Below are 16,565 nucleotides of genomic sequence, written 5' to 3'. Positions count from 1 at the left end.
AAACATCTCCCCCATTTCAATTCCACAAATTATCTATTCTTTTATTATGCTAGAATCACATTTTATTTTCATCTTTTTCAGCTTTGTTTCTAAAAATATTGTCTAATTTTGCAATAAAAAATAAAAAAGGCTGACATTTTGCTGCTGTCAGACCTTCATTGTTGTTACTTGCCTATATTGCTATCTTTTCCGTATATAGCACCTGTTTCTGATTTCTTAGGAACACGATAAGTAAGTTCACCGCTGTAAATTTCTTCTAGCGCTTTCCCTACATGCTTATAGGAAACATATTTAGGTAATCTTTCATCACGTGTTTGCTGCATGGAACGAGCACGCTTTGCTGCAACGGAAACAAGAGAGTATTTTGAATCAATTTTATTTAGCAATGAATCAATCGAAGGATATAACATTTATTCGACCTCCAGTAATTTTTTATATCGGTGTTCTACACGTTCTCTGCGACAATGTTCAGCGACAACAATTGCTTTCACACGTTCACAAGCCAATTCTACTTGGTCATTTTCTACAACGTAATCGTATAATTCCATCATTTCAATTTCTTCACGGGCAGATAACATCCGATTGTTAATTAACTCTTCTGTTTCCGTACCTCTAGTTACAATCCGGTTCTTAAGCTCAGAAAGACTCGGAGGCATTAAGAAGATAAATAAACCTTCTGGGAACTTTTCCCTGACCTGCCGTGCGCCCTTCACTTCGATTTCTAAAAACACATCTTTACCAGCATCTAAGGTTTCACGTACATAATCTACAGGGGTTCCATAATAATTCCCTACGAACTCAGCATACTCTAAAAGTTTCCCTTGTTTAATTAATTCTTCAAATTCATCCCGTGACTTAAAAAAATAATCAACCCCATTTACTTCACCAGGACGGGGAACGCGCGTTGTTGCAGATATAGAATACTCAAAAGCCGTGTCCGGATGGGAAAATATTTCTTTTCTAACTGTTCCTTTTCCGACACCAGATGGACCAGAAAATACGATAAGCAATCCTTTTTCCTGCATTTTCTATAATCCTACCCTTCATCCATAATTTCATCACGGTCTGCCAGCCTATGGGCAACCGTTTCAGGCTGTACTGCTGATAAAATGACATGGTCACTATCCATGACAATTACTGCACGAGTACGTCTTCCATATGTAGCATCAATCAATGAACCCCGATCTCGGGCATCTTGAATAATCCTCTTAATCGGAGCAGATTCAGGGCTTACAATTGAAATTATCCGATTGGCAGATACGATATTTCCAAATCCAATATTAATCAATTTAATCGACATGATTATCATCCAATCATCAATAATATATTTTTGCCGTGTCAACCATTTTCTAAACACTATTATTCAATATTTTGTACTTGTTCTTTAAGCTTTTCAAGCAAACTTTTTATCTCTACGACTTTTTTAGTAATCGTTGAATCATTTGCTTTTGATCCAATCGTATTCGCTTCTCTATTCATTTCTTGAACAAGAAAATCTAGTTTTCTGCCAATTGGTTCTAATTCGTTTAGGGTTTGAGTAAATTGCTGAATATGACTTTTTAACCTTGTTAATTCTTCATTAATATCAATTTTATCAGAAAATACAGCCACTTCTGTTAATACCCGCGTTTCATCAATTTGTCCCTGTACGAATTCTTCCATTCGTTTCATTAATCGTTCCTTATACAGAGAGACAACTTGGGGAGCATATTCTTTCAGTGCATCTATATTTATATCTAATAGTCCCAAAGAAGTGAGCAAATCCTTTCTAAGCTCTTCTCCTTCCGTTATCCGCATCTGTTTACATAATAAAACAGCTTCTTCTGCAGCTCTAAGTACTAAACTTTCCAATTCTTCATTTCCAGCTTCATTTTCTTCAATATGTAAAAATTCATTACGCGTTAATAAATCCTGAAGTAATACGTTTCCTTCAATATTGAATTTATCCCGTGCCTGTTTAATAAATAGGTAGTATTCTTCAAGCAGCTTCCAATCAACCTGAATTTTTCGAGTTACCGCACCCTCCCCTTCTATCATGATATAAACTTCTGCTCTGCCGCGACGAAGATGCTCAGTTAATTTTTTCTTTATCTTATCCTCAACATTTAATAAGTGTCTAGGCATCCGAATATTCACTTCACTAAAGCGATGGTTGACTGTTTTTACTTCTACATTCACAGAAAAAGAGGCTGAAGCAATCCTGCTTCTTCCAAAGCCCGTCATACTTATAACCATTAAGTACACTCCAATCAATTGAAGATGAGCGCTAACCTACTATGTAAAGTTTATTTATTATCTGGAAACTAACAAAAGGTAATAGAGTAACCTCTATTACCTTTTGGATTATAACACACTTTATTTTGTTTTTCTTAACAAAAATGTTCCGGCTAGTAAAAAAGTTGGAATGGAGGATAGTCCTATAATCAAAAGCCAGTCTTTTGCTAGAATTGGTAAGGTGTGAAATATCGGTTGGAATGGCGGGTAATAGATTACGACAATCATCAGTGCAAGAGAAGAGATAACTGCCCAGACTAAGTACTGATTACCAAATGGATTTCTAGATAGTACTGATTTTTCACTCCTACAATCAAATACATGAATGAGCTGTGCCATAACGAGAGTAGCAAAGGCAATCGTTTGGGCATATGGCAGATTTGCCGGATTCTGATTATAGACAATCATAAAGGCTAACAGGGTAACGATTCCAATAAGGAACCCCCTTGAAACAACTTTCCAGCCTAATCCTCGTGCAAACACTCCTTCATTTGGACTCCGTGGTTTGCGCTTCATTACATCCTCTTCAGGACGATCTAGTCCTAGAGCCATTGCCGGTAATCCATCCGTCACTAAATTGACCCAAAGAATTTGAATTGGCACAAGAGGAAGCGGCAGTGCCAGGAGCATGGCAAACAACATAACCAATATTTCCCCTACATTTGAAGCAAGTAAGTATCGAACGAATTTTCGAATGTTTTCATAGATGTTTCTGCCTTCTTCAATTGCCGATTTTATTGTCGCAAAGTTATCATCGAGCAATACAAGAGAGGATGCTTCTTTAGCCACATCTGTACCAGTAATCCCCATTGCCACACCGATATCTGCAGCCTTTATTGCTGGAGCGTCGTTCACTCCATCACCGGTCATCGCTACAATATGGCCTCTATTTTGTAAAGCTTTGACTATTTTCAATTTATGCTCTGGTGAGACGCGTGCAAATACGGATACATCATCTACAACATCCTCAAGCTCTTCAACCGACATGTTTGATAATGCATTTCCATCAAGGACCAAACTTTTCTTCGTTAGAATACCGAGCTGTGCAGCAATGGCTTTAGCTGTAATGATATGATCACCTGTTATCATAACAGTTTTTATTCCTGCTTCCTTACATTCTTTAACTGCATCTTTCACTTCTGGTCTTGGCGGATCAATCATGCCTTGGACACCAATAAAGGTTAATTTATTTTCTGCTTCCTGTTCGCTTAAGATAACGGTATTGGCCGAAATAGGTTTAAAGGCAATCGCAATGGTTCTAAGTGCTTTGGCAGCAAGATTATTGATAGCCTCTTGCACTTGACTCTGGACATTTTGTCCAAGATATTGTGTTTTGCCATCCCATAGGATGGATTCACTTTTACCTATAATTACATCTGGTGCCCCTTTTGTTACAATAAAATTCCTGCCTTGTTTATCTTTAACATGCATACTCATCATTTTTCTAACTGAGTCAAATGGAAATTCCTTGATGATGGTAAATTCATCTAATAGATTGTTGCGGTTAAACCCTGCTTTCATGGCACTTACGAGCAATGCACCCTCAGTAGGGTCTCCGTCTAGAATATAATCTTCATCTTTTATCACCAATTCTGAATGATTGCAGATCATCCCAAAAATAAGCATTTGCTGCAGAGCCTTTTCGTCCTTTGGATGAACCAGCGTATCTCCACGATAAAAATCTCCACGAGGCTGGTATCCAACCCCATCAACCGTCCAAGTGTGACCACCGCTCCATAAATGGGTAACCGTCATTTTGTTTTGTGTCATTGTTCCCGTTTTATCAGAACAAATGACCGACGCACAGCCGAGTGTTTCTACCGCTGGGAGTTTTCTAACAATGGCGTTTTTCTTAATCATTTTTTGGACACCCAGAGACAACGCTACCGTTACAATCGCCGGTAATCCCTCAGGTATAGCCGCAACTGCCAGGGAAACACCTGCTAAGAACATGGTATAAAGTTCATGCCCCTGTAAGACTCCAATTGCAACCACGAGAACAGTTAACAATAAAGCAACACTTATTAAGATTTTCCCCAGCTGCTCTAAACGGCGCTGCAGGGGTGTTTCTTGCGATTGGGCATTTTGGAGTAAATCAGCGATCTGTCCCATCGCTGTTTTCATCCCTGTGGCAATAACAACTCCTGCACCACTACCCCTAGTAATCATCGTGCCCATAAAAGCGATGTTTTCCATATCACCAATTCCAGGGTTTACTGTCTTTAAACTATCTATATGCTTAGACACGGGTACGGACTCACCAGTAAGGGCTGACTCTTCGATTTCTAAACTTCTAGATTCGATAATCCGTACATCGGCACCAATTCTATCTCCACTTGAAAATTTAATGATATCTCCGGGCACAATTTCTTTAGAAGGGATTTTCACCCACTGCCCTTCACGTAACACGGACACCTGAGGAGCTGATAATTCCTTTAGTGCCTGCAAGGATTTCTCAGCTCTTCTTTCTTGATAGAAGCCAAGGATACCGTTAATAATGACGATAGCAATAATCGCTACTGCATCAATATATTCACCAAGCAACCCTGATAAAAGCGTAGCTGCAAGCAGCACTAACACCATAAAATCTTTAAACTGACTAAAAAATAAGAGTAAGGCAGATTGCTTTTCCCCTTCCTCCAATTCATTAAGCCCATGTTGGGCTATTCGTTTCTTTACAGCTTCCGGTGATAACCCAGACGAAAAGTCGGTATCTAAGACCTTTTCTACTTGATTTATCTCCATCTCATGGAATTTCATCCGACCATCTCACTTCCCCCTTAATTATATGAGACATGCTCTAAAGAAAGCTTATTCAGCCTCGTCCAAAAAAATGCTATGATAATTAAGAGCAGTTACGATAACTGAATGAACAAGGTAAAATGAGACATACTCTAACCTAGTAAGAGACATTCTCTAACCTAGTAAGAGACATTCTCTAACCTAGTAAGAGACATTCTCTTACCTAGTGAGCTATACTAAAGAAAAGAAATAGTTTGAAGTAAAGGATGTTTTCCATGTCATTTGATGGTTTATTTACAAAAGCAATGGTTGATGAACTTGCGCGCACCTTAAAGGGCGGCAGAATAAACAAAGTACATCAGCCTTATAAAAATGAAGTAATCCTCACAATCCGTGCAAATGGAGTGAACCAAAAGTTATTATTTTCTGCTCATCCAAGCTATGCAAGAATACAGCTCACCAATGAAGCATACGAGAATCCCAGCGAACCGCCTATGTTCTGTATGCTGCTAAGAAAGCATATTGAGGGCTATATTTTAGAGGATGTCTATCAGGTTGAAAATGATCGTATGATTATTTTTGAAATTAAAGGGCGTAATGAAATCGGAGATGTGAGTTACAAACAGTTAATAATTGAAATAATGGGCAGGCACAGTAATATTGTACTAGTTGATAAAACTAGAAACATCATTCTTGATAGCGTGAAGCATGTTTCGTTTGCAGTAAACAGTCACAGAGCCATTTTACCTGGGCAGCCCTATATTTATCCGCCAGAACAAAATAAACAAAATCCATTCTTGGCAGTTGAAGATGATGTATTGAGAAAGATTGATTTTAATAGCGGCAAGATTGATCGGCAGCTTGTAGAACATTTTGCTGGGACCTCACCGTTATTCGCAAAAGAGGTTATTTTCCAAAGCGGGATTGCCAACCGAACAACCGTTCCGAAAACGTTCATTCAAATGATAGATAAAATTAAGAGTGGAGCAATAGAGCCTTCCATCTTATCAACAGGGAATAAGGAAGTGTTCTATCTCTTTCCACTTGAACATGTAAAAGGAGAAGTTAAAAGCTTCTCAACCTTAAGTGAAATGCTTGACCGCTTTTATTTCGGGAAGGCTGAGCGTGATCGTGTCAAACAGCAGGGAAATGATATAGAGCGGTTAATTATCAATGAAAAAGAAAAGAATGAGAAAAAAATTGAGAAATTAGAGAATACATTAAGAGAGGCTGAGAAAGCCGAGCAGCTCAAGCTCCTTGGTGAACTGTTAACAGCCAATCTCTATGCTGCCAAAAAAGGGATGAAAGAAATCGAAGTGGTCGATTATTATGATGAAACGGGCGGTACAGTAGTGATTTTCTTAGACCCGCGTAAGACACCTTCAGAAAATGCGCAAAAGTATTTCTCTAGATACCAAAAAGCCAAAAATTCTGTTTCCATCGTAATCGAACAAATTGAAATGGCACGTGAGGAAGTCTTTTATTTTGAAAATTTACTTCAACAGGTGCAGTCAGCATCACCAAAAGATATTCAAGAAATTCGCGAAGAGTTAATTGAAGGCGGTTATATTCGCGACCGTCAAAGACGAAATGCGAAAAAATTATCTAATGCCAAGCCGATTCTTGATCATTATCTTTCTTCTGATGGCACTGAATTGATTGTTGGAAAAAACAATAAGCAAAATGACTATTTGACCAATAAACTTGCAGCTAGAGATGAAATTTGGCTGCACACTAAAGACATTCCTGGCTCGCACGTTGTCATTCGAAGTAAAGATCCATCTGAAAGAACCATACATGAAGCAGCGAACTTGGCTGCCTATTTTAGTAAAGCCAGAAACTCTAGTTCCGTACCAGTAGATTTTACAAAGGTGCGGTATGTTAAGAAGCCTAATGGTGCAAAGCCTGGTTTTGTCATTTATGATAATCAACAGACTGTTTATGTTACTCCTGAAGAGGAAATGGTCCTAAAACTAAAGAAAAAATAAAATGGCCCCGGATTTTCCGGGGCTTTTCGTTTATTCGAACTTCTTGCTCCACTCAGAAGGGGATTTACTCCACGAAAGTAAGCTCTCTTGATCATCTTTGCTTATGTAGCCCTTATCAATCGCTACTTCCACTAGATTAACAAAATCAGTAAGTGATTCACTTTTTATTTCTTCTTGTGCGAATGCTTCCCTGCCCTTTTCTAGTCCATATGTAAATATTGAAACCACGCCAAGAACTTCACACCCAGCTTCTCGCAGTGCTTGAACGGCAGTAATCACACTGCCTCCCGTAGAAATCAGATCTTCAACCACCACAACCTTTTGTCCTGCTTCCACTTTTCCTTCTATCTGGTTTCCTTTGCCGTGTCCTTTTGCTTTTGAACGAACATAACACATCGGCAAGTTTAATAACTCACTAACCCATGCTGCATGTGGTATCCCTGCAGTTGCAGTACCAGCAATGACATCGGCATCTGAATATTTCTCTAAAATAATAGATTGAAGCCCTTGTGCAATCTCCTTTCTTACTTCCGGATAAGAAAGTGTCAGGCGGTTGTCACAATAAATAGGTGAACGTAATCCTGAAGTCCATGTAAATGGTTCGTTTGGTTTTAATGCTACTGCATTAATGGTTAATAATTTTTCTGCTATTAATTTTTTCATACTTGACTCCTCCATGCTTCCATCCATTTTTCATAGCTTTTCAGTGGATCATTTGATCTTGTGATGGAACGTCCTACAACAATCGAGGTAACACCCGCATTCCTTGCAAATTCAGGGGTGGCGACCCGTTTTTGGTCTCCAGTACTATCTTCTGCCATCCGTATACCTGGGGTAACTGTGTAAAATTTATCACCTAATTTTTCCCGAATAGATAATGCCTCCCAAGCAGAGCAAACAACTCCATCTAAACCGGCTTCTTTTGCTATAGAAGCATAATGAAGAACGGATTGTTCCAGAGAAACAGAAATGAGCTGGTCTGTTTTCATTTGCTCCTCCGATGTACTGGTAAGCTGTGTAACGGCTATGATGGCCGGTCGTCTACGACCATGTGCCGTGCCCTCCTCTAAACCTTCTACCGCAGCGCGCATCATTTCTTTGCCGCCAGCGGCATGAACGTTTACAAGGTCGCATTCCAATCTAGCAAGCCCCTTCATGGCGCTTTTTACTGTATTGGGAATGTCATGAAGCTTCAAATCTAAAAAAATACGGTGGCCGTTTGCTTTTAAGTAACGAATAATTTCAGGTCCTTCCTGATAATACAACTCCATTCCTACTTTTACAAAGAGTTGTTTACCAGTAAAGGGCTGTAAAAATTGCTCTACCTCTTTACGATTCGCAAAATCAAGCGCGATGATGAGCGAGTTTTCCATGGTCCTGCCAGCTCCTTCCCTTGCATTCACTGATATGTTCATAACCTAACTGCTCTATCAGGGCTGGTAATTCTTCAATGATCGTTGGGCAAATATATGGATCCACAAAATTTGCCGTACCTACCGCAACCGCACTAGCTCCTGCATAGAAGAATTCAATTACATCTTCAGCAGACTCAATACCGCCCATACCAATAATCGGTATTGATACCACCTGACTTACCTCATAAATCATTCTTAAAGCAACTGGTTTAATTGCCGGTCCAGACAGTCCGCCGGTCCGATTAGCTAAAATGGGTTTACCTGTCTTTAGATCCAGTCTCATTCCAACAAGTGTGTTAATCATCGTTAACCCGTCGGCACCGCCTGCTTCTACAGCTTTTGCCATTTCAACAATATTGGTAACATTCGGTGAGAGCTTGACATATACCGGTACTTCAGAGACTTCCTTCACCTTACGTGTTAATTCCTTAGCAACCTCGGGAATCGTCCCAAAAGCAATCCCGCCTGTTTTTACATTTGGGCAGGAAATATTCAATTCTAATGCGTGGACGTTAGCTGCTTTAGAAATTTTTCGTGCCACCTCAACATAATCGTCTTCAAGCGAACCAGCTACATTTGCAATAATCGGGACATCATATTGTGATAACCACGGCAATTCATTGCTGATCACTTTCTCTAAACCTGGATTTTGCAGGCCAATCGCGTTAAGCATTCCTGAAGATGTTTCCGCTACCCTTGGAGTTGGGTTCCCAAACCTCGGTTCCACAGTTGTTGCCTTAATCATAATGGCTCCAAGTTGACTCAAATCATAGAATTGGCTGTATTCCCTGCCGAATCCAAAGCAGCCAGACGCAGGCATGATTGGGTTTTTCAATGTTAAACCTGGCAGCTCCATGTTCAATTTGCTCATATCAAAACCTCCCCTGCTCGGAAAACCGGGCCATCACTGCAAACCTTTTTATAGGATACATCTTCTGGATCATCACTGGTTCTGCATACGCAAGCAAAGCATGCTCCAACCCCGCAGCCCATCCGTTCTTCTAATGATAAGTATACCTTCTTATCCGAATAACCTTTTTCAATTGCTTTAAGCATTGGAGTCGGACCGCAGGTATACAAACAGTCAAATTCTATATCCTTGATAATATCTGTCACAAATCCTTTGGTTCCACAGGAGCCATCAACGGTTGCCACATGGGTCTCTCCATATTCTGAGAATTCCTTTTCATAAAATACTGCCGACTCTGTTTGGAATCCTAAAACATGAATGACCTTTACCCCTTTTGCAATCAGCTGTTTAGAAAGCTCGTAAAGAGGAGGGACGCCAATCCCTCCGCCAACAAGTAAAGCTGTTTCCCCTTGATTAACCTCATCAAGAGGAAACCCATTTCCTAGCGGACCAAGAATATCCAACACCATCCCTGGGGTTTTCTCAGCTAGAAGAGAAGTTCCTATCCCCTCTTTGCGATAGATCATCGTAAACTGTGAATTCTTTCTATCAATAGAAGAAATGCTTATTGGTCTTCGTAAAAGCGGATCTAAACCTTTTCCAACTCGAATATGCACAAACTGACCTGGTGCTGTTACTTCATTAACGAAATCTGCTTCCACAGTAAGCTGATAGATGTCTCTAGCGATTTCTTTTTGGGAGATGATTGTGCATATTTCTTTTTTTATCATACAAAAATAGCCTCTCTTTCCTCTACATCCATGGCTTCTGCTGAAAAATTCATTGATTCTATTACTTTAAGAATAGCGTCAGCTGTGTCTAATGATGTTAAGCATGGAATCCCATTTTCAACTGCTTCACGACGGATTCTAAAGCCATCCCGTTCTGGCTGTTTTCCTTTCGTAAGGGTGTTAATAATGAACTGGGCTTCCCCACTATGAATAACATCCAGCAGTGTTTTACCTTGTGAGCCAATTTTTCCAACTACTTTTACTGGAAGTCCAGCATTTTCAAGAGCTGAAGCTGTTCCGCCTGTTGCCATAATTCGATACCCGATTGCCGCAAACCGTCTTGCAAGCTTTAATGCTTCTTGTTTATCCTTATCAGCAACTGTAAACAAAACTGTACCAAATTTTTGAATTCTCATACCTGAAGCAACTAATCCTTTGTAAAGTGCTTTTTCCAAGGTAATGTCTTTGCCCATTACCTCACCAGTTGATTTCATTTCAGGTCCAAGCGTAATATCAACATTTCTAAGCTTTGCAAAAGAGAATACGGGAACTTTTACAAAAACACCTTTCTTTTCAGGCACAATTCCTGGTGTGTAGCCTTGTTTTGTAATGGAAATCCCCAATATTGCTTTAGTTGCAATCTTTGCCATTGGGATATTTGTTATTTTACTTAAAAATGGGACAGTACGGCTTGAACGTGGATTGACCTCAAGTACATATACTTGATCCTTCGATATGACATACTGAATATTTAAAAGTCCAACAATATTTAACCCCTTCGCCATTTTTTCTGTGTATTCAACTAGCGTGTGTTTGATTCTATCTGATAATGTTTGCGGAGGATATACAGCAATTGAATCCCCAGAGTGGACTCCTGCACGTTCAATATGTTCCATTATTCCTGGAATTAACACATTCTCTCCGTCGCAAATCGCATCCACTTCAATTTCTTTTCCCGTTAGGTAGCGGTCTATTAATACCGGGTGCTCTGGATTGATTTTAACGGCATTTTCCATATAATGTAGCAGTTCTTCTTGTCGATATACGATTTCCATTGCACGGCCGCCAAGAACATACGATGGACGAACAAGTACCGGATAGCTGATTTCATCGGCAATAATTATCGCTTCTTCAACTGATAATGCGGTTTTTCCAAGTGGCATTGGAATATCCAGCTGCGCAAGGGCTTGTTCAAATTTATCCCTGTTCTCCGCACGGTCTAAATCCTCTAGGCTTGTTCCAAGTATTTTTACGCCATTCTCTTCTAAACCTGCAGCAAGATTTATCGCTGTTTGCCCGCCAAATTGCACGATTACACCCAGTGGATTTTCTAAATCAATTATACTCATTACATCCTCAATGGTTAACGGTTCAAAGTACAGCTTATCGGAGATACTGAAATCCGTTGAAACTGTTTCAGGATTATTATTAATAATAATTGCTTCATAGCCTGCTTCTTTGATGGCTTTAACAGAATGGACAGTCGCATAATCAAACTCAATTCCTTGCCCGATACGAATTGGCCCGGAACCGAGAACAATAACACTTTGTCTGCCTGTTACAATGGATTCATTTTCGTCCTCATATGTTCCATAGTAGTAAGGTGTTTCTGATTCGAATTCAGCTGCACAAGTATCCACCATTTTATAGACCGGAACCATACCTAATTTTTTGCGTAGATTGTATATATCCTTTTCCTTTTGGTCCCAAAGCTCTGCAATCTTTTTATCAGAGAAGCCTTTTTGTTTTGCTTCCTTAAGGATTTCCATATCCATCGGGTTGGAAGCAAGTTTTGTTTCAAACTCGATGATTCCATGCAGTTTGTGTAAGAAAAATAAATCTATTTGGCTCCACTGATGAATGGTTTCAACTGGAATACCTCGTTTAAATGCTTCTGCGATATAAAAGAGCCTCTCATCTCCAGCTTTGCAAATTCGTTTCTCTAGTAATTCATTACTGATTTCCGCTGATCCATTTAGTTCGAAATGATGGACACCCGCTTCTAGTGAGCGGATTGCTTTTAATAAGGACTCCTCAAAGGTACGGCCTATCGCCATAACTTCACCCGTTGCTTTCATTTGTGTCCCAAGTGAACGGTTCCCTGATTCAAATTTATCAAATGGCCATCTCGGGATTTTCGTTACGATATAATCAAGAGCAGGTTCAAAGCTTGCATAGGTTTTTCCCGTTACAGGGTTAAGCATCTCATCTAGTGTTAGGCCTACTGCGATTTTCGCTGCTAGTTTTGCAATAGGATAACCGGTTGCTTTTGATGCTAGAGCTGATGAACGGCTTACCCTTGGATTTACTTCGATGATGTAGTAATTAAAGCTATATGGGTCTAAGGCAAGTTGAACATTACAGCCGCCTTCTATCCCTAAGGCGCGAATGATTTTAAGAGAAACATTTCTTAATAGCTGATATTCTCTGTCACTTAATGTTTGACTTGGTGCAACAACAATCGAATCACCAGTGTGAACTCCAACTGGATCAAAGTTCTCCATATTACATACGACAATGGCATTGTCATTTCCATCACGCATTACTTCATATTCGATTTCTTTAAAACCGGCAATACTTTTCTCGAGTAAGCATTGATTTACCGGACTGTGCTTTAAGCCGCTTGCCACGATTTCGTCCAATTCTTCTGAATTATGACAAATACCTCCGCCAGTCCCTCCAAGTGTATAGGCAGGCCGAACAATAACTGGAAACCCTATTTTTTCCACAAATGCGTGTGCTTCTGCTAATTCATGAATAATTTCACTATCCGGTACGGGTTCACACAGTTCATTCATTAAGCTGCGGAATAAGTCACGGTCCTCGGCTTGTTTGATAGCAGATAACTTCGTTCCTAAGATTTCCACTTCACACTCTTCTAAGACCCCTGATTTTGATAGCTCAACCGCAAGATTAAGACCGGTTTGACCGCCGAGAGTGGCTAATAGAGCATCAGGACGTTCTTTGCGAATGATTCTGCTTACAAATTCCTCGGTTAATGGTTCAATATAGACGGCATCCGCAATCTCTGTGTCCGTCATAATTGTGGCAGGATTGGAATTAACGAGAATAACTCGATAGCCTTCTTCTTTAAGAGCGATACAAGCCTGGGTGCCTGCATAATCAAATTCTGCTGCCTGCCCAATCACAATGGGTCCTGAACCTATTACTAAAATGGAGTTTATATCATTACGTTTTGGCATGTTGTGGAAACCTCCTGTTTTTCAGCTTCAATCATCGCAAGAAACTGATCGAATAAATGGTTTGCGTCTTCAGGTCCTGGTGAAGCTTCTGGATGATATTGAACAGTAAAGGCGGGATAATCTAAATGCTTTAAGCCTTCAACAGTACCATCATTTAAAGCAATATGTGTAACTGCCAGCTGCGTATTTTGTAACGATTTTTCTTCAACAGTATATCCATGATTTTGAGCTGTAATGGCAATTTTTCCTGTCGCTAAATCTTTAACAGGGTGGTTAGAGCCACGATGACCGAATTTCATTTTTACGGTATCGGCACCGCATGCTAATGCAAATAATTGGTGCCCTAGACATATACCGAAAATTGGTACTATACCCAATAACTGCTTAATCATATGGACAGCTTCTGGAACATCCTTTGGATCCCCAGGTCCATTAGAAAGCATAATTCCATCTGGTCGTAATTGAAGGATTTCATCTGCAGTTGTATGGTATGGAACAACAACAACATCACAATTACGCTTATTTAATTCTCGTAAAATTCCATGCTTCATTCCGAAATCAACAAGCACAATTCTCTTCCCTCTGCCTGGACTTGGATAAGAATTTTTTGTAGAGACTCTTCTGACTTGATCAATCGGCATCTTCGTCTGTCTTAGCTTACTTATTACTTCATTAGGATCACTTTCAATCGAGCAGATGGCTCCTTTTAATGTCCCATATTGGCGAATAATCCTGGTTAATTTACGTGTATCAATACCTGCAATTCCAGGGATCTTTTTCATTTTAAAGTACTCATCAATCGTAAATTCACTCCTCCAATTGGAAGGGAATTCCGCAGCTTCTTTGACTATAAAGCCTTTTACTGCTGGATTAATGGTTTCAAAATCATCACGGTTTATTCCGTAATTTCCAATTAAAGGGTAAGTCAGCATAACAATTTGCCCACAGTAGGATGGATCAGAAAGGATTTCTTGGTAGCCCGTCATACCTGTATTAAAGACGACTTCTCCGGTTGTGTCCATGTGACTTCCAAAACCTTCACCAATAAATACTGTTCCATCTTCTAAAATTAGCTGTGCTTTCATACTGTTACACGTCCTTTCTCCCAAGCTACTTCGCCGCTCGCAATTGTCATTTGCGGCCAGCCTTTACAATTCCAACCAGCAAATGGAGTATTTTTTCCTTTTGATAAAAATTCCTGTGGATCAATTGCCTTTTCTTCGTCTAGATTTAATAGAACCAAGTCGGCTGGGGCTCCTACTTCAATTCTTCCGAAAGGAAGTGAAAAGCTTTCTGCCGGCTTTTTCGCCATATAGTGTATTAACTGTTCGAGACTCATAATGTTCTTTAAGACGAAGTGTGTATATAGCAGTGGAAACGCTGTTTCTAAACCAACAATTCCAAAAGGAGCCAGCTTAATTCCCTCATTTTTCTCATCCGTTGTATGTGGTGCATGATCCGTTGCTATAAAATCGATTGTCCCGTCCAACAATCCTTCAATTAACGCATCCCGATCAGCCTTATCTCGAAGTGGCGGATTCATTTTATAATTCGGATCGAGACTATCCGGTATATCATCTTGTGTTAATAGTAAATGGTGAGGTGTGACTTCTGCAGTAACTTTAATCCCTGCTTTTTTCGCATCCCTAATCACACGAACCGATTCTTTCGTACTAACATGGCACACATGATAATGACAGCCAGCCGCCTCGGCAAGCAGCACATCTCTTGCAATCTGTACTGACTCACAAACTGAAGGAATTCCATTTAGTCTATTTCTTTCTGAGAAAGAACCTTCATGTACACAGCCTTTATTGATCAGTGTATTTTCTTCACAATGGGCAACAATGGCCATATTCACACTTGCTGCTTTTTTCATGGCTTCGAGCATCTTGCTGGCATCTTGAACACCTACACCATCATCTGTAAAGGCAAATGCTCCTGCATTTTTTAATGCTTCAAAATCGGTTAATTCTTTACCGATTTGTCTCACAGTGATGGAGGCATAAGGTAAGACCCGAACGTTTGCTGTTTCTTGAATGCGATTTTGAAGCCATTCCATTTGTTCTATCGAGTCTGGAACTGGTCTTGTATTCGGCATTGCCGCTAGTGTGGTAAATCCACCTTTTGCCGCAGCGAGTGTACCCGTTGCAATCGTTTCTTTCTTCTCTCCTCCTGGCTCGCGGAGATGAACATGTAAATCGACAAATCCTGGTGATACCAACAATCCCTCTGCATTTACGATTCGATCAACAGTTTCCTCTATTTGATGATCAATCTTTACAATTACTCCATCTTCTATTAATAAATCTGCCTGTTTATTTACACCGTTAGATGCTATGTAGCTGGCGTTCTGAATAAGTAGTTTCATTCCCATACACTCCTTTTATACTTTCTATTGCTCTTTTTAAGACTGCCATTCTCACGTATACACCGTTTTCCATTTGCTTAAAAATTCTTGACCGTTCGCATTCTACTAAGCTATCTGCTATCTCAACATTTCGGTTTACCGGTGCTGGGTGCATAATAATACTTTTTGGCTTCATTGCCTTTTCCCGTTCCAAAGTCAGTCCAAATTGGCTATGGTACTCCGCTGCTGTATAGCTTCCTTTCTTCTGATGCCGTTCATGCTGCACACGAAGGAGCATGACAACATCTGCCTCACGAATTGCCTTATCAATTGGTCTAAATCTTGAAGCACTAAGACTATGAGTATCAAACCATTCGGTTGGACCCGAGAAAATAACATCTGCCCCTAGTCTAATAAGCGTATCTGCATTAGAATGTGCTACTCTGCTATGCCTTATATCACCGATAATGGCAATTTTCAAACCAGAGAAACGTCCGAACTCCTGATAGATGGTTAAAAGGTCAAGGAGCGATTGTGTTGGGTGATGACCGCATCCATCCCCGCCGTTAATAATCGGTATATTTACTTTTTCAACGAGATCATCAAAATAACGGTCCTGACCATGGCGGATAACAATGCTGGTAACTCCAATTGCTTCAAGTGTTTTTACTGTATCGTACAAGGTCTCGCCCTTTTGAACACTAGAAGTTTGCACTTCAAATGGAATAACGCTGAGACCTAACCTTCTTTCGGCAATCTCAAAACTTGATTTTGTTCTAGTACTTGCCTCAAAAAATAAGTTAGCAGAAAACAATTGACCTTCTGGACGCCATATCTTTCCATCAGCAAAACCCTGAGCCTCTGAAAGAATTTCATAAATCTCATCGACCTTTAATTCATTCGTGGTAAGCAAGTGATTTACCATGATTTTCCCCCATCCCATTATTTGTAA

The 16,565-nt window shown here is 40.0% G+C and carries 14 protein-coding genes; 1 reads left to right on the top strand and 13 read right to left on the bottom strand.

The window, feature by feature from the left end; genetic code table 11:
* Positions 1 to 164: 164 nt before the first annotated feature.
* The 5 genes from rpoZ to ACY3XC_RS08785 all read right to left on the bottom strand — a co-directional run bounded on the left by rpoZ (position 165) and on the right by ACY3XC_RS08785 (position 5,034).
* Complete coding sequence (gene rpoZ / locus ACY3XC_RS08805; protein ID WP_179160891.1) at positions 165 to 410, bottom strand: DNA-directed RNA polymerase subunit omega; 246 nt, start codon at positions 408 to 410, stop codon at positions 165 to 167.
* The gene (gene gmk, locus ACY3XC_RS08800; protein WP_179160892.1) at positions 411 to 1,025 is read right to left on the bottom strand and encodes a guanylate kinase; all 615 of its coding nucleotides are present in this window, start codon (positions 1,023 to 1,025) and stop codon (positions 411 to 413) included.
* A gap of 11 nt (positions 1,026 to 1,036) precedes the next feature.
* Positions 1,037 to 1,300: an extracellular matrix/biofilm regulator RemA gene (gene remA / locus ACY3XC_RS08795; protein ID WP_090758253.1), complete on the bottom strand. Its 264-nt coding sequence runs from the start codon at positions 1,298 to 1,300 to the stop codon at positions 1,037 to 1,039.
* 59 nt (positions 1,301 to 1,359) lie between these two features.
* Positions 1,360 to 2,235 carry a YicC/YloC family endoribonuclease gene (locus ACY3XC_RS08790; RefSeq protein ID WP_464868213.1) on the bottom strand — a complete coding sequence of 292 codons (876 nt, stop codon included), beginning with the start codon at positions 2,233 to 2,235 and terminating at the stop codon, positions 1,360 to 1,362.
* A gap of 120 nt (positions 2,236 to 2,355) precedes the next feature.
* Positions 2,356 to 5,034 carry a calcium-translocating P-type ATPase, SERCA-type gene (locus ACY3XC_RS08785; protein WP_464868212.1) on the bottom strand — a complete coding sequence of 893 codons (2,679 nt, stop codon included), beginning with the start codon at positions 5,032 to 5,034 and terminating at the stop codon, positions 2,356 to 2,358.
* Positions 5,035 to 5,291: 257 nt separating this feature from the next.
* On the opposite strand from ACY3XC_RS08785, the gene ACY3XC_RS08780 reads away from it, so the two are divergent.
* On the top strand, positions 5,292 to 7,004 hold the full coding sequence (locus tag ACY3XC_RS08780) for an Rqc2 family fibronectin-binding protein (RefSeq protein ID WP_464868211.1): 1,713 nt from the start codon (positions 5,292 to 5,294) through the stop codon (positions 7,002 to 7,004).
* A 30-nt stretch (positions 7,005 to 7,034) separates the two neighbouring features.
* On the opposite strand, the gene pyrE is transcribed toward ACY3XC_RS08780, so the two are convergent.
* The 8 genes from pyrE to ACY3XC_RS08740 are packed head-to-tail and all read right to left on the bottom strand — an operon-like array spanning position 7,035 to position 16,538.
* Positions 7,035 to 7,667: an orotate phosphoribosyltransferase gene (gene pyrE, locus ACY3XC_RS08775; RefSeq protein ID WP_464868210.1), complete on the bottom strand. Its 633-nt coding sequence runs from the start codon at positions 7,665 to 7,667 to the stop codon at positions 7,035 to 7,037.
* Entirely contained in the window at positions 7,664 to 8,377 is a 714-nt protein-coding gene (gene pyrF, locus ACY3XC_RS08770) for an orotidine-5'-phosphate decarboxylase (RefSeq protein WP_464868209.1), read from the bottom strand. Before pyrF ends, pyrE begins: the two co-directional genes overlap by 4 nt.
* Positions 8,349 to 9,290 (bottom strand): dihydroorotate dehydrogenase, encoded by a 942-nt coding sequence (locus tag ACY3XC_RS08765; RefSeq protein ID WP_464868208.1) that lies wholly within the window; start codon positions 9,288 to 9,290, stop codon positions 8,349 to 8,351. The genes pyrF and ACY3XC_RS08765 overlap by 29 nt, the downstream gene beginning before the upstream one ends.
* Entirely contained in the window at positions 9,287 to 10,060 is a 774-nt protein-coding gene (locus ACY3XC_RS08760; protein ID WP_464868207.1) for a dihydroorotate dehydrogenase electron transfer subunit, read from the bottom strand. Before ACY3XC_RS08760 ends, ACY3XC_RS08765 begins: the two co-directional genes overlap by 4 nt.
* The gene (gene carB / locus ACY3XC_RS08755; RefSeq protein ID WP_464868206.1) at positions 10,057 to 13,263 is read right to left on the bottom strand and encodes a carbamoyl-phosphate synthase large subunit; all 3,207 of its coding nucleotides are present in this window, start codon (positions 13,261 to 13,263) and stop codon (positions 10,057 to 10,059) included. Before carB ends, ACY3XC_RS08760 begins: the two co-directional genes overlap by 4 nt.
* Positions 13,242 to 14,348, bottom strand: coding sequence for a carbamoyl phosphate synthase small subunit (locus tag ACY3XC_RS08750; RefSeq protein ID WP_179160901.1), 1,107 nt, complete (start codon positions 14,346 to 14,348; stop codon positions 13,242 to 13,244). The genes carB and ACY3XC_RS08750 overlap by 22 nt, the downstream gene beginning before the upstream one ends.
* Entirely contained in the window at positions 14,345 to 15,634 is a 1,290-nt protein-coding gene (locus ACY3XC_RS08745) for a dihydroorotase (RefSeq protein WP_464868205.1), read from the bottom strand. Before ACY3XC_RS08745 ends, ACY3XC_RS08750 begins: the two co-directional genes overlap by 4 nt.
* Positions 15,594 to 16,538, bottom strand: a complete 945-nt coding sequence (locus tag ACY3XC_RS08740) for an aspartate carbamoyltransferase catalytic subunit (RefSeq protein WP_464868204.1) — start codon at positions 16,536 to 16,538, stop codon at positions 15,594 to 15,596. The genes ACY3XC_RS08745 and ACY3XC_RS08740 overlap by 41 nt, the downstream gene beginning before the upstream one ends.
* Positions 16,539 to 16,565: the final 27 nt, after the last annotated feature.

The sequence above is a fragment of the Bacillus sp. CZDM1 genome, assembly GCF_055502545.1.
Note: the sequence above shows the minus strand (reverse complement) of the source record. Positions and strands in the feature narration are given on the sequence as shown.